Here is a 21,577-nt window from a genome sequence, read left to right on the forward strand (position 1 = left end):
CTACTCCTGCGATTTTCGTTTCGATGGGCCGAGAGCCGCTGCGCTCGCTTTATCGCACACTCACAGCGCTCGCCTGGTAGCACAGCCACAGCCACGATTCACCGACCGCTCACCGACGCGTAGGCGTCCCGAAGCCGGTCGACCGATCGCTCGAGACCGATCGACTCCCGACGCTCGAGACACTGGGACGCGAGTTCGGAGCGCTCGTCCAGCGCTCGCTCGAGCACACGCCGAAAGCCGGTCAAGTCCCCGGCCCGATAGTGATAGCCGGTCTCGCCACCCGAAACCGTCTCGGCGAGCGCGCCCGCGTCGACGCCGACGACCGGCGTGCCACAGGCGATCGCCTCGAGCGCGACCAGCCCCTGCGTCTCGACGGGGCTGGGGAACGCGAAGACGTCGAGCATCGAGTAGAACGCCGGCAGTTCGCTCCGGTCGAGAAAGCCGAGGAATCGGACGTCGAAATCGAGCGCCGCGGCCCGCCGCTCGAGCGACGGTCGGGCGGGACCGTCGCCGGCCAGTACGAGGGTGGCGGACTCGAGGGGAGTGTCAGTGCGATCGGCTGCTCCAGCGACGGCGTCGAGCAGATCCTCGAGCCGTTTCTCGTGCCCGTGACGGCCCGTGTAGCCGATCAGCGGTGTGTCTCGATCGAGTCCGTGACGGTCCCGAAACGCGGAGGTGTCGACCGGGCGGAATCGCTCGAGGTCGACGCCCATCGGGACGACTCGAACGGGCGTCGAGATGCCGATCGACTCGCGGACGTAGCGACGGGTCGTCTCCGACGGCGCGAGAACCACATCCGCGCGGTCGTAGAATCGACGTTCGTATGCGAGCGCACCGCGTCGTGCAAGTCCTTCGACGCTCCGGAGGCGATCCGACGGCAGGAGATACCGCGCGTACTCGGCCGTCGGCGTGTGATAGGAGGCGACGAGCGGCACGTCGGCGCGGCGCGCGAGTCGCTGGGCTGCGAGCCCGAGACCGAATGGGGTGTGCGTGTGGACGACGTCCGCCCGCGAGAGGTCGTGGCTGGCAGGAACTCGCGGCCAGCCGAGCCGATAGCCGTCGTACCACGGAAACGGCACGCTCCGGACGGCGTGTTCTCCCACCCGAGGATCGTAGCCGGGCGCGTTCGGGAAGACGACGGCCATCCGGCCGCCGCGCTCGAGCCAGCGGTCGCGCCAGTTGCGGACGGTGTACGTCACGCCGTTGATCGTCGGCAGGTAGCTATCCGTGAAGACGGTGATCTGTGGGTACGTCACGGGTCGCGGTTGCGGAGGCCACCGATCGTGGGAACGCGGCCGTCGACCCAGTCAGAAAGCGACCAGCGACCGACGAGGAGGTGTGCGAGTTCGACGCTGACGTACGCGAGCACGATCCCGGCGACGACGTCGATCGCCCAGTGGATGCCGAGGTACATCGTCGAAATCGCAACCGAGACCCCGAGGAGGATCGCGACGACGTTCCACTTCGGATAGACGTCTCGCGTGCGGTAGGCCAGGAAGGTGACGGTCGCCGCGAGCGAGGTGTGCAGCGACGGAAAGACGTTGGTGTTCCGATTCACCTGACGCGTGAGGTGTTGATACTGCGGGTACGTGTCGTACAGCAGCGCCTCGACGAGTTCGGGCATCATGTTCCGCGGCCCGTAGGCGATGACGAAGATGTAGAGCACCAGCCCGAGCGTGTAGTTCAGCGTGTACGCGGCCAACAGCTCCCGCAGCGGCCGCGTGTTCGACAGCGCGAAGTAGGCGACGACGGGAAAGACCAGCAAGAAGACGTAGCCGTAGATGTAGATAAACGAGAAGTACGCCGTCAGCCACGGCGTCGCCTGATCCTGCAGCCAGAGGATGAACTGCCCCTCGATGTCGTAGATCGCCCACGTCAGGTTCCAACCGATCATCCACGAGAGGTCGGGGACGATCTGTCTGGCGACGCTGTTGAACAGTAAAACGACGGCGAGCACGACCGTGATCGGTGCGGCCGCCCGAATCCGCCCGCGCCACTCCGTTCGCGTCTCGCGGAGCCGGTAGCGGCCAACGAAGAGCCCGATCGAGACGATCACCATGAGCGTCACGACCACGGCCAACTGCATCAGCACTTGTACCAACATCAGTGTCTCACCCGGAGGGTGCCGTCGGAATCGTACCGAAATCCGGCGTCTTCGAACGCCGCCCGCGCGGCCTCGACGTCGAGGTCGCCGTTCGAGCCGAGAAACGGCATCTCGGGGTCCTCGCCGTCCCACTCGAGCCCGTCGGGAACCCACTCCTCGGTGACCGGCGTCGCGATCGGTCTCGCGTGGCCGTCGAACACCTCCTCGACCAGCCAGGCCTTGTCGAGCAGCCGGGCGACGACCTGGCGGAATCGCGGGTTGCTAAAGGGTGCCTTGCGCGCGTTGAACCCGAGGTGGTAGAACGTCCACGACGGCGACTCGACGAGTTCGACGTCCTCGCTTACGTCGATATCGTCGACGACGTAGGTCTCGAGGGCCGAACTCGTGACGTCGGCGGCGTCGTCCTCGAGCAGCTGGATCGCCGACGTGCTCCGCGGATCGATCTGGACGCGGAGTTCGTCGACGGTCGGCTCCGGGCGGTCGACGTCCTCGCGTAGCGTGAAGTGGTCGTCGAACCGCTCGAACGTGACGTGCTCCCGGTCGGTGTGATCGGCGTACTGGAACGGTCCGCTGCCCACCGGCGGGAAGTTGTTCGTCACCACTGCCTCGGTCGTCCCCTGTGCGACGCGAACGCCGCGAACGGACGCCTCGTCCGCGCGGTCGCGCCAGATATGCTCGGGAAGGATCGGTACCGTCAACGCCTGTTCGCCGACCGCCTGACCCGCGTCGACCGCGAACTCGAGGGTGTGTTCGTCGCTCGCCTCGACCTCGTCGATCGCTGCAACGCGGCCCCGAAACCGCGGTGACGGCGCGGGCGAGCTGTCGCCTCCGAGCGCGGTGTCCGCGAGGAAGCGATAGCTGAACGCGACGTCGCTTGCGGTGAGCGACTCGCCGTCGTGGAACGTACAGTCGGGCTGAAGTTCGACGACGAGCGTCGACTCGTCGACCCACTCCACGTCCTCGGCGAGCCACGGCTCGAGCGAACTGTCGCCGTCGGCGGTGACGGTCTCGGTCGCGAGCGAGTCGTACAGCAGACCGGTGATCGTTCCCCGGTCGCGATACTCGGCGGTCAGGGGGTTGAGGTTCTGTGACGGACGAGCGTCCATGTGGACGGTCCGAAGCTGTTCGCTGCTCTCCTCTGTCAGCGGCTCGAGACCGAGATACCCGCCTCGCGTCGCGAGGTGGCCGTCCGCCCAGCCCTCGAACCGGTCGGCTCGCACGAGTCGGTGCTCGGTCGGCGTACAGACGGGGACGAACGGCTGTTCGACGGCAAGCGCCTCGAGTAACGTTTCGACGGCGTCGCGGCGCTCCTCGCCGTCGGCCTCTCGCTGTGTCTCGAGCAGGTCGTCGACCAGCAGGTTCGTAAAGCCGAAGGGGTTCTGCCAGCCGGATTCGTCGGCGTACAGCGAGTGCAGCGACTCGTAGAGAAAGTCCGGATCGATGCCGCCCGGATGCTGGCCGACGTAGATATCGAAGTCGTGGTTGATCAGGATCGCTCGCAGGAACTCCTCGTTCGAGCGCATCTCGATGGCCGTATCGACGCCGGCGGTCTCGAGCACGGCGGCGATCTCTCGAGCCAGCCGGATGCTCTCCCGGTCGCCGTCGGCGGGAAGCGTCGTGATGGTCAGCGAGAGCTGGTCGATATCGTCACGGTTGACGATGCTTCGGAACTGGCTGAGACAGCCGCTCGTCGCCATCGTGAGGCCGGCGGCGCCGGCCAGTGCGGCCCGACGGCTGATGGCGGGTGACCGACCGCCACGCCGTCTCTCGCCTTCGGTGTCGACCGACGCAGCTCCACGCTCACTCATTCGGATCGTTTGTCACAGTTCGCCGGTGGCGGTATAACAGTATTGCGTTGGCGGGCGGCGAGACGCGCCGCGAACGAGTCAGTCCGAGTCGACCCCATCGGACTCGTCGGCCCCGTCAGACCCGTCGGAACCGGTCAACCGACCGATCGATGCCGACAGCGACCACCGACCGACGATGACGTCCGAGAGCCAGACGCAAAGCGCCGCGAGCGCGAGGCCGGCGACGACGTCGATCGCCCAGTGGATGCCGAGGTACATCGTCGAGATGATGACGCTGACCGCGAGCACGACGGCGACGGGGAACCACTTCAGGTACTCGTCGCGGGAGAGGTAGGCGAAGATACCGACCGTGGCCGCGAGCGAGGTGTGCAGCGACGGGAAGACGTTGGTGTTCCGATTGACTTCCCGCGTGAGGTGCTGATACTCGGGGTTGTGATCGTAGAGGACCGTCTCGAGTTCGCCCGCCAAGATGTTCCGCGGCCCGTAGGCGATGACCAGGAGGTACAGGACGAGCCCGAGCCCGTAGTTGAGCGTGTACGCCGTCAACAGCCGCCGGAACATGCGGGTGTCCGAGAGCACGAAGTACGCCACGGCCGGAAAGATCAGCAGGTAGGTGTAGCCGTAGACGTAGATCCACGCGAAGTACTCCGTCAGATAGGCGTTGGCGACCCGCTGAAAGATCAGGATGAACTCCCCCTCGATGTCCCGGATCGCCGAGGTCATGTGGAAGCCGATATCCGGATCGCTTCGTCGCATCATCCGGTTGAGAACCAACGCGATTCCCAGCACGACGAGCACCGGGCCGGAGATCCGTAGGCGAGCGCGCCACTCGGTGAACGTGGTCTCGAGTCGTTCGCGGCCGATGAACAGCGCGATCGAAATCGGGAGCATGATCCCGACGACGACCGCAACTCGCGTCAGTACCTCAGTGAGCATCAGTTGTGCCTCAGTCGCCCGGCGTCCTCGTCGTATCGGTAGCCGATCTCCTCGAACATATCGTGCGCGAGCGTGACGTTCGGTTCGCCGTCGCTGCCGAGGAATCGGGTGACGAAGTCGTCGTCCTCGCTGTCCCACTCGAGGTGATCCGGGGTCCACTCGTCGGTGACAGGCGTCGCCAGCGGCTCCGCGTGGGCCTCGTCGAAGAACACTTCGTCGATGACCCACTCCTTGTCGATCAGCTGTGCGACCGCCTGTCGGAAGCGGAAGTCGCCACACGGCATCCGCCGCGTGTTGAAGCCGAGGTGGTAGAACGTCCACGAGTCGTCGTCGTAGCGTTCGATCCCGTCGTCCTCGGGGATGTCGGCCAGCGAGAACGCCTCGAGCATCGACTCCGTCAAGTCGGCGCCGCCGCTCGCGACGCGCTCGATGGAGGAGACGCTTCCCGGGTCGACGGTGAAGCGAATCTCGTCGACGGTCGGCTCGAGGTGGACGTCCGCGTCGAGCGTGTCGTCCTCCTCGTCGAGCGTGAAGTGGTCGTCGAAGCGCTCGAGGGTCAGGTGGTCGCGCTCGGACTGACTCTCGAACTGGTAGGGTCCGCTGCCGATCGGATCGATCGCGTCGCTGGTGACGATTCCCCAGCGCCCCTGCGGCGCCGAGAAGTCGTCGAGGTCGCCGATGCGGTCGTTGAGTTCCGCTAGCCAGACGTGCTCCGGCAGGATCGGAACCGTCAGCGCTCGTTCGGCGACCTCCCGGCCGGCGTCGAACGAGATCCGGAGCGTGTACTCGTCCTCGTCGTCGGTCTCGATCTCGTCGATCGCGCTCACGTGCCCGCGATAGCGCGGCGCCGGCGAGGGGTGCGTGGCGCTCGTGTACGACGTGTCCTCGAGGAACGCGTAGGTGAACGCGACGTCCGCGGCGGTGACCGGCTCACCGTCGTGGAACGTACAGTCTTCCCGGAGCGTGACGGTTGCGGCCGTCCCGTCGTCCTCGGTCTCGTCGTCCCACTCCCAGCCCTCGGCGAGCCACGGTCGGATCTCGTCGTCGACGAGGGTTCCGAGCGAATCGTAGAGGAGGTCGACGACCGTCCCCCGCTCGCGAACCGTCGCCGAGAGCGGGTTGACGTTTCGGGAGGGTCGCGCGTCGGTCACGAGGGCGTTCAGTCGCTCGACGTCGTCGTCCGGCTCGAGCCCGAGGTAGCCGCGTCGGGTCGCGAGGTGGCTGTTGTCCCAGCCCTCGAACCGATCGCTGGCCACCCGGTACTCGGTGGGTCGACAGATCGGCTCGAACGGTTTTTCGACGGCGATCTCTTCTAAGAGCGGTTCGATCGTCGCTTTCCGGTCGTCGGGGTCCGCCAGCCGCTGTGCTTCGAGGAGGCGGTCGATCTCCCTGACGGTTAGCCCGAAGGGGTTCTGCCAGCCGGATTCGTCGGCGTACGTGGAGTGGAGGGCCTCGTACAGAAAGTCCGGGTCGAAATCCGCGGGGTGGCGACCGACGTAGAGATCGAAGTCGTGATCGATCAGGGTCATTTCGAGAAACTCGGAGCGAGAGCGCACCGTGAGATCCGCGTCGATGCCGACTGCCTGGAGGTTCGACTCGAGATGGCGGGCGATCTGGACGGTTTCTCGGTTGTCGTCGCGGGGGACCGTGACGATGGAGAGCGAGAGTTGGTCGTCTTCCTCACCGGTGACGACGCTTCGAACACTGTCGATACAGCCGCTCAGGGAGAGCGAGAGCCCCGCTGCACCTGCAGCGAGGACAGAGCGTCGATCGACGCCGTCGACCGGATCAGTTGTATTACGGTTCATTCAGTCTATTACACCCATTTGCTGTTGATATATAACAATATTGCGCACTACGATCGACTATGGTGAGTCGTCAAAAACTTTTTCAATTGTCGTCCTTTTCGCAGAGATTCGCGCCACCTATGTTGTTTGGTGGCGCATAACTCGACAATAGATCGGAACCAAACGCTCACCAACGCGCTCGAGTGCGTGCCTGTGAGCGGTCTGCCGGGCGTTCGCTCCGAGACGAGTCCGGAGGTCGGGGTCGGCGACGAGTCGCTCGATCGCATCGCGAAACTCCCGCTCGGTCTGGCACTTGAGACAGTCGGTGCCGTGGGTGTAGAACTCCTCGAAGACCGGCAGATCCCGGAGAACGACGGGTTTGCCACAGGCCATCGCCTCGAGGACGGCGATCCCCTGGTTTTCGGCGTGGGTCGGAAAACAGAACACGTCGCCGGCGCCGAACGCGCCGCGTTTGTCCTCGATCCAGCCGGTGAACGTGACGTTTTCCGGCGGGTTGGCCGTCCAGTACTCGACCGTCCGACTCGCACGGATGCCGTCGTCGTAGGGACCGAACCAGACGAACTCGTAGGGAGTCCGCCGTGCCAGTCGGCAGAACGTCGACAGCCCCTTGCGCTCGAAGACGTTGCCGAGCGCGAAGACGACCGGTCCCTCGAGATCGTAACGCTCGCGGGAGGGATCGCGAAATCGCTCGTGGCCCGTCAGCGAGTCGCGGTCGACGCCGTTCGTGATCGACTCGATCGGCGCGTCGACGGGATAGGCCTCGAGATGACGTTTCGTCTGCTCGCTCGGACACAGCACGAGATCGGCCTGCGAGTAGAACCACCGCAGATAGCGACCGAGCGGTCTCGAAAGCGCGTTCGACGCGCGAAAGCTCTCCCGAAAGTCCTCGCGGGTGACGTGGGCGTGGAGAATCAGCGGCCGGCCGGTGCGTTTGGCGTGTCTGGCGACCGCGACCGATCCCGGACCGATCGCGTGGCAGTGAGCGACGTCGTAGTCGACGACCGGCGACTCCCCGCGACGGAGCCGCGACGGCAGCGACCGCGGCGATCCGTCCCACGGATCGGTCACCAGTTCGATCGCCGGTCTCGAGTCGGACTCGGGACTCGAATCGCTATCCTCGCGGCCGCCGTCGGGTTCGAACCTCTGGTCGTCCCCGTTGCGGCCGCTATCGGACTCAGCGTCGGACCTGCCACCGATTCGCTCGATGGCTGCCCGCTGCTGCTCGGCTGCCGTACTGATTCCGCTGCGCTCGAGTAGCGAGGCACGCTCGAGGTAATGCAACACGCGCAGGCTCACGGATCGGTATATTCGAGGTGCCGACGAAAACCCTCCCGATCTCTGCCGTGACGGTCGCCCGACGCTCGTCGCCGACACCGACGCGAGGTGAGCGCTCGGAGCGGAGAGCACAACACCGATATGTGAACCGGAGAAAGACGGGGTATGGACATCGCCGCCGAACGGATCGAGCGCCTCCACGAGTTGGCTCGAGCGGCGGCGGCGAATCGAAACGACGACCGGGCGCGCTACTACGTCCGACTCGCCCGGCGCGTCGCGGAACGGAACCGGCTGACGCTCCCTCGAGAGTTTCGGCGGTTCACCTGTGATCGCTGCGACGCGTACCTGCGTCCGGGGGTGAACGCCCGCGTTCGACTGCAGAACGGCCACGTCGTAATCACCTGCGACTGCGGGGATCACGCTCGGTATCCGTACGAGGATTGAGTGCGGACGAGCGTGGATACGTCCGGAGCGAACCCTGCTCGAACGGCCGACGTGTGGTCCAATCAACCGGGGAAACCGGGTCGACCGACCGACGGAGACGGACCAACTGACCGACGCGATCGGATTGTTACGCGTCTTGGCGACGGTTGTTCTATGACCGTGTGTACACGGAACGTCGACATTCCGATTCGAGAAGATTCAAACGGCTCGGTTCGGTAGGGTATTCCATGGATAAACAGACGCTCAAGCAGGAAGCGCACGACCTCGACGTCACCGTCTGGGTCGGCAAGAGCGGCCTCGAGTCGGTCGTCGACGAACTCGACGATCAGCTCTCGAACGAGAACCTGGTCAAAATCAAATTCCTCCGCGCGGCCCGTGCGGGCAGTTCGACCGAGGAGAAAGCAGCGGACCTCGCCGACCGCGTCAATGCCGAACTGATCGACACGCGCGGGCACACGGCGGTGGTCCATCGATGAGTATGGGTGCCGGATCGCTCCTCCAAGCTGACGGACTCGGGCCGATCGGTCGCGGACTCGAACAGCTGGGCCTCCCGTACGTCGACGCGGCCGTCGCCGGGAGCGCGGCGAGTATCATCCGGTTCGTCCTCGCGCTCGCCGTCATCTGGCTCGCGGGTCGTCTCGTCGTTATCCCGCTCATCAGCCGAGCGCTCGACAGGCGGGAGCTAGACGAACACGCCCAGAATCCCCTGCTGATGCTTACCCGCTTCGGCGTCCTCTTCTTCGGGGTCGCCGTCGCGTTCGGCTTCGCCGGCTTCGGGAACTTCCTCGTCTCCATGGCCGGGATCGCCGCGGCCGGCGCGCTCGCTATCGGCCTCGCGATGCAGAACGTCATCGCGAACTTCGTCGCCGGCGTGTTCATCTACACCGACAAACCGTTCCGCATCGGCGACTGGATCGAGTGGGACGACGGCACCTACTCGGGCACCGTCGAGGACATCAGTCTGCGCGTGACTCGAGTTCGAACGTTCGACAACGAACTGCTGACGGTTCCGAACTCTGCACTCACCGACAGCGTGCTCAAAAACCCCGTCGACGGCGGGAAGCTCCGCCTGAAGTTCGTCTTCGGCATCGGCTACGGCGACGACATCGAGGAGGCGACCGAGATCATCGTCGACGAAGCCGAGCGCCACCCCGACATCATGGACGATCCCGCACCCTCCGTTCGGCTAACCGAACTCGGCGACTCCGACGTCGGCCTCCAGTCGCGGTTCTGGATCGAAAACCCCTCGCGAGCCGACTTCGTCCGCACCCGCGGCGAGTACGTCACGGCCGTCAAGGAACGCTTCGACGAGGAAGGGATCGACATCCCCTACCCCGTCCGCACGCTCGAGGGCGGGCTGCAACTCGAGAACAGACAACAGATCGGCCAGACGGCCGAGTGAGTCACCGGCCGTAGCGATACGTTTTTTGTCGTCTTCGACTACCGCGATTCGACCGTGGCGTTTTCCGGCGGCTCGAACTCGAACGTCTCGTCGTCGAGTCCGTCGTTGAACGAGACCGTCTCGAACTCCTCGGTCATCTCGTACCGTTCGCCGCCGATCTCGAAGACCATCCGCTCTTTTATCGGGTAGTCGTACTCGTCGTCGACCCAGACCGTCTGCTCGACGACGGTGAGCTCGTCGGGCGCCTCGACCGTCTCGAGCGCGTAGACGTACTCGGTGCTCCCGATGAGGACCGAAATGCCGTCCGCGACCGCCTCCTCGTTCAGATCGACGTCGAGCACGTGCGTCTCTCGATCGGCGATCGTCTCGACGCCCAGATACTCGAGGTCGTACCACTCGAGGTGCATCTGGGCCATCTCGGCGCGATCCGACCGCACGGCCTCGCTCTCGAACGGTTCGTCGGCCTCGTGGTGCTGGGCGAGCGACGACTCGGGATAGTACCACCACGCTCCCGACGCGTTCGAGGCGAAGATGGCGCCGTCCTGATCGGCTTCCGTCGTCTCGAGTGTCTCCTCGTAGTAATCAACGTAGGGGCGCTCGTGGACGCGAACGGTTTCGGAAACCGTCTCGTTACCGCCGGTGATCTCGATCGTCATCTCGCCGGAGACATCCTCGAGAGTATCGCCGTAGACGTACGTGCTCTCGAATAGCGTCTCCGGGTCGGGATCGTCCGGTTCGGGGTCGTCGGTTGCGGGCGGAGAGAACGCGATGCAGCCCCCGATGAGAACGAGAATCACGACCGCTCCGAGAACAGCGTTGAATCGACGAGACGCCATAGAACGGGTAATACGAGAGAGGAGTCCTAAGCTTTGTTATTTCGTGGACGAACGAAAAGCGACTGCCCTGCGAATCGGGTCGAACGGGCTCCGGGTACGGACCGGAGACGAATGTCCGGGTAGGTCGGGTAACGCAGGTCTGTGACTACCGTTCTCTGATCGAAAGTGCACGCCGAACGCTGTGAGTGATATACGACCCTCCGGAAGAGTGTGTCTCCGAGCAGTAACGTCTCTGCCTTCTCGATCGACACGACGCGCAGCGCGGTCGCTCACGGAGGTGAACTGCATGAAGTATGAGTGTGGAAGCCGCGATTGCCCGGCGTTCCGGTCGGGGGAATCCCGGTTGCCTTCTCCACCCCGCGACCCGTCGAGCGACAGGTGTCCGGCGGTCCACTGCTCGCTTCCGCGCCTGATGGGCTGTCGCCGGCTAACCACGATGGGACGTCCCTGCGGACGGCCACCGTAGACCGCTGTCCCCGACGGACGAGGCTTCTCTGTTGGCTCCCGGGGCCCCGGCCGGTCTGACCGGACGCCCGCGGTGTTTGGTCCCCGCTAATGACCATAGCGCGGGTAACGAGCAGGGCCAAACTGCCCGACCTATCCATCCCTACGTAGGGGGGTGGAACTTAAGGACCTTTCGTCTCCCGAATCGCCGGCGCGCGCGGTGGTCAGTCCCGGAAACCGGCGTGAGATAAGGGAGGATTCGAGTCGTTCGTCGTCGAGAACGACACGAGTTCACGCGGCTGCGCCTCGAGCGCGACTTACTCGAGGTCGCCGTGCTCCGCCTCGCCCGATTCCCCGCGCTCTTTCGCCGACAGCGGGATCGCCAGCAGGAGCAAGGTGCCGTAGTAGATTCCGACCGCGGCGACGACGACGGTACCGTCGATTCCGGGGAGCGACGCGCTCTCGAGCAGCGTCTCGTCCGGGTTAAACGCCCAGATGTGAAAGAGCCAACCGACCAGCATCGCGGTAATCAGCGGGAGGTACACCCGCCGAAGGCGATGGCTGAACGCGCCTCGGTAGCTGATGTTTCTCGAGGGGTCGCGGTAGTCCTCGCTCAGTTCCTCCCGCCACGCGTCGCGTTCGACCCCCGCGGAAGGGTCGAGCGCGTTCGCGAAGAGGTTCTCCTGAAGTACGCGGACTCGAGAACGCCAGACGTCGTAGTCGCGAAACCGGCGGGCCTCGATGAAGAGGAAGACGGTTCCCATGATGAGTCCAGCGAGGATAACCGCGTGAGAGACCTCCCCCGAAAAGGCGTAGGCGACGATCGCCGACATCACCGTCACCGCCCAGTTCGTGGTGGTGTCGAGTCGGTCCCGCCACTCGACCATGCGTTCCATCTCGCCCCGGTAGAGGTGGGCCGCGACGGAGCCGAGACCGGTGCTCTCGTCGACCATCTCGCGGCCGATCTCCTTCTCCTCGGGAGCTTCGGGATCGAAGTCGGACTCGCCGTCGCTCATACCGATCGTACGACGTCACGGTACAACATGTTTACACCACCCACACTACCCTAGCCGACTGACCTCTCGCCGTACGCCTCGCGGAACGCCTCGAGTTCCGACTCGGTCCCCGCGAGGACGAGTCGGTCGGTTGCAGCGGGCGTTTCACCCTCGAGAAGCGGGCCCACGTCGCCGTCTCGTTCGCGCGCGACGACCGCACAGCCGGTTCGATCCCGGATCGTTTCCCGGTCGAGGGGGTCGGTCGTCGAACCGGGCACGTCGACGCGACGGAGGCGGATCCGGTCGCTGAACGTCATGGTCTCGCGCTCGAAGATCCGAAGCGCGAGCATTCGGCCGGCAACGCTCGCCAACCCGAGCGCGTAGGTCGCGCCGGCGTCGCGGAGCCGACCGACGTTCTCCGATCGAGTGGCGGCCGCGAAAATCTCGAGATCGGGCTCGAGTTCGCGAGCGACCAGCGTCGCGAGGAGCGTCGTCACGTCGTCGTCGAGGGCGAGGATCAGCGTGCCGGCGTCGGAGAGGGCCGCCGCGGCGAGTCCCGCTTCGGTCGTAGCATCGCCGACAACGTCGACGAGGTCGCCGTCGTGTCGGTCGAGAACGACGGTCTCGACGTCGGATCGCTCGAGCGTCCCGATCACGGACGCGCCGACGGTCCCGGTCCCGGCGACGACGACGGGTTCGGACTGCGGCCGATAGCACGAGCCGGACAGCCCGGTCGCCTCGGCGACCGACTCGATGGAATCCGCCGTGCCGGCGAGCAACAGCGTCGTGTTGACGTCGACGTGGACGTCCGTCGAGAGCGAGCGCAGGAAGTCTCCCCGAACCCACGCGCCGAGGAGCGTCACGCCCTCCGTCTCGATCGATCGGCAGTCGGACAGCGGTTCGCCGTAGAGATCGCTCCCCGGATGGATCGGATACTCGACCAGTTGCAGGCCGTCGTCGCGGGTATCCGCCGCCTCGGGTGGATTCGTGTCGCCGTGACCGTCGCGGTCGTTCGTACGCTGACGGTCCGTCGTGTCCGATCGGGCTGTATCGTCCGCGCTGGCTGGGGCGACTTCGAGGTCGAAATCGGCGTCGACGACCGGTCGCACCTTGTCACCGAGCGCCTTTCCCAGCCGGTGTTTCGGCGAGAGCACCTCGTCGGCACCGGCGTAGCGGAGGTACCTCGCGTGCGAGGGATCCACGACGAGGGCGAGCACTCGAGGGTCGTCGTCGCGTTGATCCAACTCGATGACGGCGGCGATCTGTTCGGTCTTCGAGGCGTCGACGACCACGGCGAGGGCGTCGCCGACCTGTGCGTCTTCGAGCGTGTCCGCGGCGGCAGGGTCGCCGTGGAGGACGACGAGACCGGCCTCGTGCAGCGATCGGGCTCGCTCCTCGTCCGGCTCGAGAACGACGTACTCGGTCCCGTCGGACTCTAGTTCGTCGACGAGCGACTCGCAGAGCGCGGTGTAGCCGACGATGATCACGTGATCTTCGAGTTCGCTGACGTCCGCCGGCGGCGTCGGTTCGACGATCGTCTGCAGCCACGGGACGACGAACAGCGGGATGGCCACGAAGATGTACGCGATCCCCGTCACCTGAATCGCGACCATCAGCGCCGTCATCGCGAGGGTCTCCCATGGAGCGTCCTGACCGTAGCCCGTCGTCGTCATCGACTGAATCACGACCTCGAGGGCGTGAAACCACGATCGCGACTCGCCCTCGAGCGTCGCCATTCCCCACTGATAGACCGCGACGTAGATCGCCGTCAAGAGTAGGAAGGAGCCGACGTAGGCGACGAGCCGGAAGCCGAGTCGAGCCACGGCTATCGTCGCTGTTCGCGTCGTTCACGGCCGTTCGTCCGATCTCGACTCGACTCGGCGCCTCCGGTGCCGTCGATCATGCGAGCTGCAACGCACAACGCCCTCCCGAACTATCGTTCTTTGTGGGGCCAGTGCAAGTCGGCGAGCGGACGCTGGACCGAATGGAACTAACGTCTTCGCTGTCCGTCGATCGTGCGGCGAGTCACGTTGTGACACCCAACGTGCTTTGGCAACGGTTGAAAGACGATAGCGAACGAACACCTCTCGTGATCCGTCCCGACGTTCCGAACGGCTCACGTCCGCTACACTCGAGCACTCATGAGTAGTAATTGTCCGGAGTCCGATGCGACCGATGCCGGGGTACCGCCGAACGAACACTGGTCGAGCGTGTCGAAACACGTCGTCAACAGCTACGTCGAGGCCAACAACGCCCTCCTCGCCGCGATGGGCTTTTCCTCGTCGTCCGGCGAACCGACCGGGACGCTCACCGCACGGCACCAACCCGAGACGGTCGACGCTCCGGTCACCGAAGTCGCCTTCGGCGACGAGTCCTGGCTGATGGAGCGCTCGACCGACGAGTACGAGGACCTCGCGGTCGGCGACTACGTCCGCTTTACGAAATCGATCGAGGAGACCGACGTCTCCGCGTTCGCACAGGTTTCCGGCGACACCAACCGACTCCACCTCGCGGAGTCGTTCGCCGAGGAGACCCAGTTCGGCGGCCGTATCGCCCACGGCACGCTCGTCGCCGGGACGATCAGCGCCGCACTCGCCCGGTTCCCCGGCCTCACGATCTATCTCTCACAGGACCTCGAGTTCCACGCGCCCGTCGAAATCGGCGAGACCGTCACCGCCGACTGCGAGATCGTCGAGGTGCTCGGCGACACCCGCTACCGACTCCACACGACGGTCGAGACGGCGGACGAGGAGACGGTGATCGACGGTGAAGCGATCGTCGTCATCCAAGAATCGCCCGACGCGTGATCTGAAGTCGGGAGTATCGACTCCGGTTTCTTCGCTTTTCAGTCGATTCGATAGCTGCAGGTCGGGACGTTCCGTCTCGGTCGGTTCGTCGTCCGTGGGGTTGTGAGCCGTGAAACGACCGTTTTCCCTCGTGTCGCTTTCACACAGCCAAAATACCTTGGAGCAATGGTGATACCCCTCCGCGTCCTTTTCACACGTAATGAGTAGGTCAGAATCGGTGTCGCGGATCGTCGCCGTGTGTCGCTCCTGTGAGTCGGTGTTCGTCTCCGAGCAGAAGCCGGACGGGACGATCAGGCCCATCGGCGTCTCCCAGGAGTGTACCTGTGGCGACGGCGATTTCGAGCGGATCACGCCCTCGGGTGGCAGCGAGCCGACGAACGACGGTGGCCCGGCGGTGCCACGGCCGTCGGACTAAGGCCTGAAGCGAGTATCAGACGAGAGCGGTGAATTTGCTACCCGCGGGCCAGAACGTTTTCGCGCGAGCGACCCGCACCGATTTCCGGCACCCGACCGTTTTTGGAACGCATCGGTCTGCGTAGCGTATGCCCAGACCGACGAAACGGGTCCGCCGAGCCGAGCGCTCGAGCATCCGCGTCATGTTCGATCTCGCGGAGCGCCACGACGGCGACCTCGTTCGGCTCGAGGTCGGCGAACCCGACTTCGACACGCCCGAACACGTTATCGACGCCGCCGCGCGCGCCGCTCGAGTAGGAGAAACACATTACACGTCGAACGCGGGACTGCCGGCGTGTCGGCGGGCGATCGGTGATATGCTCGCCCACGATCACGGCGTCGAGCACGATCCCGACGAGATCGTCGTCACGGTCGGCGGGATGGAGGCGCTGCATCTGGCGATCATGGCGACGGTCGGTCCCGGCGAGGAGCTCCTCGCTCCCGGGCCGACGTGGCCGAACTACGAGATCCAGGCACACCTCGCGGACGGCTCGTTCCGCGAGGTCCCGATGCCGGCCGAATCGGGGTTCGATCTCGAGGCCGACCGCGTCGTCGAGGCGATGAGCGACGACACCGCCGCGGTCGTGCTCACGACCCCCTCGAATCCGACCGGGCGCGTCTACGATCCGGTCGAGTGTCGAGCGGTCGTCGAAGCGGCCGCCGACCACGACGCCTACGTCATCGCCGACGAGGTGTACCTCGGGCTGACCTACGACGGCGAACCGGAGGGAATCGCCGCTCACACCGGCCATCCAAACCACGTTATAACCATCGGCTCCTGCTCGAAGACGTACGCGATGACCGGCTGGCGGCTGGGCTGGCTCGCCGGCGACGGCCACCTCGTCGACCGCGTGGTTACGGTCCGCGAGGCGACGACCGCCTGCGCCTCGAGCGTCTCCCAACACGCCGCAATTGCGGCGCTGACGGGACCCCAGGAGCCGTTCCGGCAGATGTATCGCGCGTTTCGGGAACGGCGTGATCTGGTCGTCGACCGTATCGCGGGGATCGAGGGTGCCTCCTGCCCCCGACCGGAGGGGGCGTTCTACGCGTACCTCGACCCGGGTATCGACGACGACAGCCTCTCGATCGCGAAACACTTGCTCGAGGAACACGGGGTCGTCCTCGCTCCGGGAGACGGGTTCGGCGAGTCGGAGCCGGGGCGACTGCGGCTCTCGTTCGCGAACTCGATGGAGCGGTTGGACGAGGGGTTCGATCGACTCGAGGCCGGGTTGAAGACGTACTGAGCGACGGGCTGGGGAATCGGTCGATAACGGTCGGAGACGTGACGACCCGGGAGACATCCCCGTCACCGAGACAGTAGAAGCCACCCGTCTCCGAGACGATTCGTCAACGGCGTGTTATCGTCGCCGGTCCGCGATGAACTCGAGGTTATTCGGTTCCGGTGTGTGAGATCACAACTCCATCGATCCCGACCGAACGGCAAAGTCATACGGGTGAAACAGCGTCTAACGGCCGTTTCGTCGCCGCCCCAGCGAACGCCCCGTCGACCGACGAGTCACCGCTCGAGGCGGAAACGTTCGCGTACTGTGACGACTTCGATCGAACACGGCTCCGCGTTCGCCGACTAACATCTCGGCGCAACGGGTTACTACAACGCAACCGTCCGTCGAATGAAGGCGCGGATTACAAAGCGGGGCGCAGCCGTTCCCGACATCGAGACTCTCACCCCGATGAGCGACGAACTACGCGTGCCCCAACCGACCGACGAATCGATCCGTTCGATGCTGGTAACGCTCGAACGGGACGCCGATCTCACCCTCTCCCCGATCGAACGGCTGTTTCTCGCGACCGACGGGACCGTCACCCACATGCTCGAGGCGCTGACGAGGGGCGACGTCTCGGTTAGCATTCTCGACCGCGCGGTGGCCGACAACCGGCTGTTCCGAACGGTCGCGCTCGTGCCGGACGCCGAGCGAAACCCGTTGGTCTGGGCTCGGTCGACCGTTCGGCTCTCGCCGCTTGCGGACACCGTCGCCGACGAACTCGTCGACGGCGAGATCGGTATCGGAGACGTGCTTCGCGAAGAGTGTACGGAGACGAGACGCGAAATCGTCGAGATGAATGTCCATTCGACCGCCGATCGCTTCCCGTCGTTCGTCGAGAGCGACGCGGCGTGTCTCCTCGAGCGGACGTATCAGATCTACGCCGCAGACACCCGTATCATGACCATTACCGAGTACTTCCCGAAGGATCGCCTCAGCACGTATCGAACGCCGTAGCCTGTGGCCACATGCCGGTCGCCGAAACGAGAACCGGCGCGTCGATCGTTCAAAACCGAACCATAACAAAGCCCGGATAGTCGCTACCCTCGAGCGAGACCATGGCCGACATGTGGAACCCGTTACTCGAGAGGATGCCGCGCGATCGACTCGAGCGCCGGCAGATCCGGAAGTTCAGGGCGCAAGCCGTCTACGTCTACGAGAACGTCCCCGTGTTTCGCCGAAAGCTGGATCGAGCCGGCATCGCGCCGGAGGAGATCGACTCCTTCGAGGATATTCGCGCCGTCCCGACGACGACGAAAGACGAACTGCGGCGGGCACAGGAGACGAGCGAGGACGGCTCGGAGGGATCGGCGGAACGGACCGATCGACCGACGGAGGCGGAACCGACGCCGTACGGAGAGCTTCTCGCCGTGGAGCCGACAGCGGTCCGCGAGTACCACCAGACCTCCGGGACCAGCGGCACGCCGCTCCGACAGGCGGATTCGGGCCGGGACTGGGAGTGGTGGAGCGACTGCTGGGCGACGGTCCTCTGGTCGCAGGGGATCCGACCGGACGACCGCGTCTTCTTCCCGTTCTCCTACAACGTGTTCGTGGCGTTCTGGGCCGCACACTACGCCTGCGAGCGGATCGGTGCCGAGGTAGTCCCCGGCGGCAACCTCTCGTCCGTCGAACGCGTCGAACTGATGGACGACCTCGAGGCCACGGTCTTCATGACCACGCCGACGTACGCGCTTCGACTCGGCGAGGTCGCCGAACAGGAGGGGATCGATCCCGCGGCGACCAGCATCGAACGGATCGTCTGTGCGGGCGAACCCGGCGCGAGCGTTCCGGGGACGAAAGCGAAACTCGAGGACCGCTGGGGAGCGACGGTCCACGACCACGCCGGCGCGACCGAGACCGGCGCGTGGGGGTACAGCTGCGAGGGCGACTCGCTCGGCCTCCACTTCAACGAGGCCCAGTTCCTGATCGAGGTGGTCGACGACGACGGCGTCCCGGTCGAACCGGGCGAAACGGGAACGCTGATCGCGACGCCGCTCGATCGACACGCCCAGCCGTATCTCCGATTCGAACAGCGCGATCGAGTGCGACTCGAGGAACCGAGCGCCTGCGACTGCGGCCGGACGTTTCGCCTCGCCGACGGCGGCGTTCTCGGCAGAGACGACGACTTCACGACGGTCAACGGGGTGTTGCTCTCCCCGACGGCCGTCGAAGACGTCGTCCGCCAGCACGACGGCGTGGCCGACGAGTACAAGATCGTCATCGACCACCACGACGAGAAGGAGTCGGACGTCGTCACCCTGATCACCGAGGCGAACACGCAGGACGTAGAGACGGTCAGAACCGAACTTCGCCACCGGCTCAAACAGGCCTGTGGCCTCTCGTTTCGAATTACACTGCGCGAGCGGGGTGCCCTCGAGCGACCCGAACTCAAAGCCGATCGCGTCGTCGACCAGCGGGTGAACCATGTCTGAGGACGACGACACTGGGCACCACGACGGCGACTCGCAGCCGCACCGATCGCAGCCGGCCGGCGACCAAGCCAATCGTGGCGCCGGCCGCGGTGACGAACGAACTGCGGTGGACCTCGACGAACTCGCTGCGCTCGTCGACGACCTCGAGGAGGCGTCGACGACCCTGATCGAACGGGGACGGGAACACGACGTTCCCGCGATCGAACACAACGCCCAACGGATCCGCGACGTTGTCCATATTCTCGAGCAACACGTCCCGGAGCAGAGTGGCGACGACTGAGACGGTTTGCTGTCCCGATGTATCGGTGGGACCGCAGGACAAATCGCGATCGCCGGAACTGACTTACAGCAGAGAGTATGGAGAGAAGGCACCGAGTGACAACCGAACGAACGGTCAGATCACGCTCGAAACCGATCCGAACGTGGGTTAGCCCGTATCGTACTCGCTGAACGTCGTCCGCCAGGCGTCGGGATCCGTTACTCGTTTGCCGTCGACGACCCAGCGGTCGCCGTCCGCTTCGTCGTCGTCCGTCAGCGCGTAGACGCCGTGAATCGTCGGCGTCGAGACCAGCGAGAGCGGGACGGTCTGATCGCTTCGAAAGCCGTACGCGGAGAGTACGGGGTCCGGAATCACGCCGGACGGCGCGACCACGAGCGCCGCGTCCTCGTTCGCCTCGAGGATCGCCTCGAGAACGGAGACCAGGACGGCCGTTCGCGGTCGACTCGAGACGAGCGGAACGATATCGGTGAGATGGACGATAGTCGTCCCGTCGTCGACTTTCGTTCCGGTGGTGACCGCAGCCACCGGCGAGCCGTCGTAGCGCCCGACGTAGGTCGTGTACTCCCAGTGGGGGTTGCCGAACCGCCACTCGTAGAACGTCTCGTCGCGGACGAGGTGGAGTTTGTCGGGGATGTCGTGTCGGTAGAGCGCCGCGAGCGTTTGCGCAGGAATCTCCGCAGTCCGTTCGACGTCGATCTTCGGGTGGTCGGCGACCGACGGACGCTGCCGGGATTTCGCCGCGAGATACCCTCGAGAAAGTACTCGAGCGCCGCCTCGAGCCAGCGCGGAGAGCGGACCGACCGACTCGCCGTCGACCATCGCGTCGGGCTGTTGGACCCGGAAGTACGTCTCCTGGCGTTCGACGAGCTGCCAGCCGTACTTCTCGAACGTCGCTTTGCTCAACTGATTCGGGAAATCGAACACGATCTCGAACCCGTCGTCAGCGGCGAACCGATCGAGCCCAATCCTGAACAGTTCGGTAAAGAGCCCTTCCCGCCGGTGTTCGGGTCGAACCGCGCCGTCACAGGACTGAACGGCGGGAATCTGCCGCGAGCCGGTGTGCAACTCGAGGACCCAGAAGCCGACCGCGCCGACGATGTCGTCGTCGAACTCGGCGACGTAAACCGGGATCTCCTCGGTGTACGGGTTGGTTTCGTACTTCCACGCGAACCAGTCACTGGAGAGCGCCGGATCCAGCACCTCCTGGTACACCGCAAGCAGGTCGTCGCGATCTCCCTCGCGGTACTGCCGGATGGTGTACTCGCGGTCGCCGCTGGCGTACTGTCGCTCCAACGAATCCATCCGATCCCGTCCGAACATACCCTGTCCAACGACCGATCAGCCATAGTAATAGATCCGGTATTTTGGATCTCGAGCGGGCTAGTATCGTGCTGACAGCAGTATCGACGTACTAGTGATCACTGCGGTGATAGCTAGTTGCTCGACCGAGTGACGGTCTCGAGAGCACGCCGTCCGTACAATTACGGTCGCACTACCGGACTCTTGAACCGGCGTCGCGCTGTCCGGAATGGGCTCGATCGGGACTAGGTGTGAGTTCGTTTACGGACTCGAGGGCGGCTCGATAGTCCATGCGCGACTACCGAATGATTGCTGTTCCACGGATAAACGGATCGACGAAGCAGAGTTGTTGGAAACGAGGCCGTGGGTAGGCGCTACAGGATTTGAACCACGCCGTCGGCTCGCTTCGCTCGCCGCCGTCTCATTCAAATCCTTCGCGGTCCAGTATCTGTCGCTCACGAATTTGTTCGCGACAGAAACATGGGCGCTACAGGATTTGAACCCGTGGCAACTTGGTCCGAAGCCAAGCACTCTGTCCAGACTGAGCTAAGCGCCCTCACTTCAGCATTTTCCGGCGACCCCGTATAAGTCGCTCGGTTTGGAGGCATTTCGACAGCCACCACCACGCACACTATCGGAACTTCTCAGCCGGTGAAAAGTGCCGCCCAGGGTCTTTGTCCTGCACCCGGAACACCTAGCTATTCATGACGGTGAACGAGGCCCCAGTTCCCGACGATGGTCGGTCCAGCGACGCACCGCTCGAGTTACTCACCGACGACGAGGACGTCTGGACCGCCGTCCCCGCCGATGCGACGGGTGACGACCGTGTCTGCAAGTGGCTCTCGATCGACGCCGACGCGCTCTGCGACCTCGAGGAGTGGCGGTGACCGTCGCGCTCGAGTGAAATCGGCCTCCGACTGACCCCGATTGCGACGCCGTCTGTGCCCTGTTCTCGACCGAGTGTGGACCGT

20 protein-coding genes, 1 tRNA gene and 1 other RNA gene are annotated in these 21,577 nt (G+C 64.9%); 10 read left to right on the plus strand and 12 right to left on the minus strand.

Annotated features, from left to right (window positions below):
• Window positions 1-98: 98 nt before the first annotated feature.
• The 6 genes from BLT08_RS07910 to BLT08_RS07935 form a co-directional block, all read right to left on the minus strand.
• Window positions 99-1,256, minus strand: coding sequence for a glycosyltransferase family 4 protein (locus tag BLT08_RS07910; RefSeq protein WP_090304689.1), 1,158 nt, complete (start codon window positions 1,254-1,256; stop codon window positions 99-101).
• A complete protein-coding gene (locus BLT08_RS07915; RefSeq protein WP_090304691.1) occupies window positions 1,253-2,104 on the minus strand; it encodes a phosphatase PAP2 family protein in 852 nt (283 codons plus the stop codon). The genes BLT08_RS07910 and BLT08_RS07915 overlap by 4 nt, the downstream gene beginning before the upstream one ends.
• Complete coding sequence (locus tag BLT08_RS07920) at window positions 2,104-3,912, minus strand: ABC transporter substrate-binding protein (RefSeq protein ID WP_090304694.1); 1,809 nt, start codon at window positions 3,910-3,912, stop codon at window positions 2,104-2,106. Before BLT08_RS07920 ends, BLT08_RS07915 begins: the two co-directional genes overlap by 1 nt.
• A gap of 78 nt (window positions 3,913-3,990) precedes the next feature.
• Window positions 3,991-4,848 (minus strand): phosphatase PAP2 family protein, encoded by an 858-nt coding sequence (locus tag BLT08_RS07925; RefSeq protein ID WP_090304696.1) that lies wholly within the window; start codon window positions 4,846-4,848, stop codon window positions 3,991-3,993.
• Window positions 4,848-6,656: an ABC transporter substrate-binding protein gene (locus BLT08_RS07930; protein WP_090304698.1), complete on the minus strand. Its 1,809-nt coding sequence runs from the start codon at window positions 6,654-6,656 to the stop codon at window positions 4,848-4,850. The genes BLT08_RS07925 and BLT08_RS07930 overlap by 1 nt, the downstream gene beginning before the upstream one ends.
• A gap of 117 nt (window positions 6,657-6,773) precedes the next feature.
• Window positions 6,774-7,946, minus strand: a complete 1,173-nt coding sequence (locus BLT08_RS07935; protein WP_394328195.1) for a glycosyltransferase family 4 protein — start codon at window positions 7,944-7,946, stop codon at window positions 6,774-6,776.
• A gap of 150 nt (window positions 7,947-8,096) precedes the next feature.
• Here BLT08_RS07935 and BLT08_RS07940 point away from each other — a divergent pair, with 150 nt between their 5' ends.
• The 3 genes from BLT08_RS07940 to BLT08_RS07950 all read left to right on the plus strand — a co-directional run bounded on the left by BLT08_RS07940 (window position 8,097) and on the right by BLT08_RS07950 (window position 9,777).
• Window positions 8,097-8,375 carry a ribonuclease P protein component 4 gene (locus tag BLT08_RS07940; RefSeq protein WP_090304700.1) on the plus strand — a complete coding sequence of 93 codons (279 nt, stop codon included), beginning with the start codon at window positions 8,097-8,099 and terminating at the stop codon, window positions 8,373-8,375.
• Between the two features lie 227 nt (window positions 8,376-8,602).
• The gene (locus tag BLT08_RS07945) at window positions 8,603-8,851 is read left to right on the plus strand and encodes a YhbY family RNA-binding protein (RefSeq protein ID WP_090304702.1); all 249 of its coding nucleotides are present in this window, start codon (window positions 8,603-8,605) and stop codon (window positions 8,849-8,851) included.
• Window positions 8,848-9,777, plus strand: coding sequence for a mechanosensitive ion channel family protein (locus BLT08_RS07950; protein WP_090304704.1), 930 nt, complete (start codon window positions 8,848-8,850; stop codon window positions 9,775-9,777). Before BLT08_RS07945 ends, BLT08_RS07950 begins: the two co-directional genes overlap by 4 nt.
• Before the next feature lie 38 nt (window positions 9,778-9,815).
• Here BLT08_RS07950 and BLT08_RS07955 read toward each other — a convergent pair whose 3' ends face one another.
• From BLT08_RS07955 to BLT08_RS07970, 4 genes are all read right to left on the minus strand, one after another.
• Window positions 9,816-10,613, minus strand: coding sequence for a LolA family protein (locus BLT08_RS07955; RefSeq protein WP_090304706.1), 798 nt, complete (start codon window positions 10,611-10,613; stop codon window positions 9,816-9,818).
• 296 nt (window positions 10,614-10,909) lie between these two features.
• Window positions 10,910-11,221: signal recognition particle sRNA (gene ffs / locus BLT08_RS07960), an RNA gene on the minus strand.
• A 153-nt stretch (window positions 11,222-11,374) separates the two neighbouring features.
• Window positions 11,375-12,073 carry a DUF2270 domain-containing protein gene (locus BLT08_RS07965; RefSeq protein ID WP_090304708.1) on the minus strand — a complete coding sequence of 233 codons (699 nt, stop codon included), beginning with the start codon at window positions 12,071-12,073 and terminating at the stop codon, window positions 11,375-11,377.
• Between the two features lie 50 nt (window positions 12,074-12,123).
• On the minus strand, window positions 12,124-13,875 hold the full coding sequence (locus tag BLT08_RS07970) for a potassium channel family protein (protein ID WP_245724178.1): 1,752 nt from the start codon (window positions 13,873-13,875) through the stop codon (window positions 12,124-12,126).
• Window positions 13,876-14,193: 318 nt separating this feature from the next.
• Here BLT08_RS07970 and BLT08_RS07975 point away from each other — a divergent pair, with 318 nt between their 5' ends.
• The 6 genes from BLT08_RS07975 (at window position 14,194) to BLT08_RS08000 (ending at window position 19,307) form a co-directional block, all read left to right on the plus strand.
• Window positions 14,194-14,859 carry a MaoC family dehydratase gene (locus tag BLT08_RS07975; protein ID WP_090304710.1) on the plus strand — a complete coding sequence of 222 codons (666 nt, stop codon included), beginning with the start codon at window positions 14,194-14,196 and terminating at the stop codon, window positions 14,857-14,859.
• Window positions 14,860-15,058: 199 nt separating this feature from the next.
• On the plus strand, window positions 15,059-15,274 hold the full coding sequence (locus BLT08_RS07980) for a hypothetical protein (protein WP_090304712.1): 216 nt from the start codon (window positions 15,059-15,061) through the stop codon (window positions 15,272-15,274).
• 127 nt (window positions 15,275-15,401) lie between these two features.
• Window positions 15,402-16,556, plus strand: a complete 1,155-nt coding sequence (locus tag BLT08_RS07985; RefSeq protein ID WP_090304714.1) for a pyridoxal phosphate-dependent aminotransferase — start codon at window positions 15,402-15,404, stop codon at window positions 16,554-16,556.
• A 447-nt stretch (window positions 16,557-17,003) separates the two neighbouring features.
• On the plus strand, window positions 17,004-17,552 hold the full coding sequence (locus BLT08_RS07990) for a chorismate--pyruvate lyase family protein (protein WP_090306089.1): 549 nt from the start codon (window positions 17,004-17,006) through the stop codon (window positions 17,550-17,552).
• Between the two features lie 101 nt (window positions 17,553-17,653).
• A complete protein-coding gene (locus BLT08_RS07995; protein WP_090304716.1) occupies window positions 17,654-19,027 on the plus strand; it encodes a phenylacetate--CoA ligase family protein in 1,374 nt (457 codons plus the stop codon).
• Entirely contained in the window at window positions 19,020-19,307 is a 288-nt protein-coding gene (locus BLT08_RS08000) for a hypothetical protein (protein WP_090304719.1), read from the plus strand. Before BLT08_RS07995 ends, BLT08_RS08000 begins: the two co-directional genes overlap by 8 nt.
• 147 nt (window positions 19,308-19,454) lie before the next feature.
• Here BLT08_RS08000 and BLT08_RS08005 read toward each other — a convergent pair whose 3' ends face one another.
• Both BLT08_RS08005 and BLT08_RS08010 read right to left on the minus strand, forming a co-directional pair.
• Window positions 19,455-20,627, minus strand: coding sequence for a GNAT family N-acetyltransferase (locus BLT08_RS08005; RefSeq protein ID WP_090304721.1), 1,173 nt, complete (start codon window positions 20,625-20,627; stop codon window positions 19,455-19,457).
• Between the two features lie 460 nt (window positions 20,628-21,087).
• Window positions 21,088-21,162: transfer RNA gene (locus BLT08_RS08010), tRNA-Arg, on the minus strand.
• 148 nt (window positions 21,163-21,310) lie between these two features.
• On the opposite strand from BLT08_RS08010, the gene BLT08_RS08015 reads away from it, so the two are divergent.
• A complete protein-coding gene (locus BLT08_RS08015; protein WP_090304723.1) occupies window positions 21,311-21,493 on the plus strand; it encodes a DUF7511 domain-containing protein in 183 nt (60 codons plus the stop codon).
• The last annotated feature ends 84 nt before the right edge of the window (window positions 21,494-21,577 follow it).

The sequence above is a fragment of the Natronorubrum texcoconense genome (assembly GCF_900100335.1).
Lineage (GTDB): Archaea > Halobacteriota > Halobacteria > Halobacteriales > Natrialbaceae > Natronorubrum > Natronorubrum texcoconense.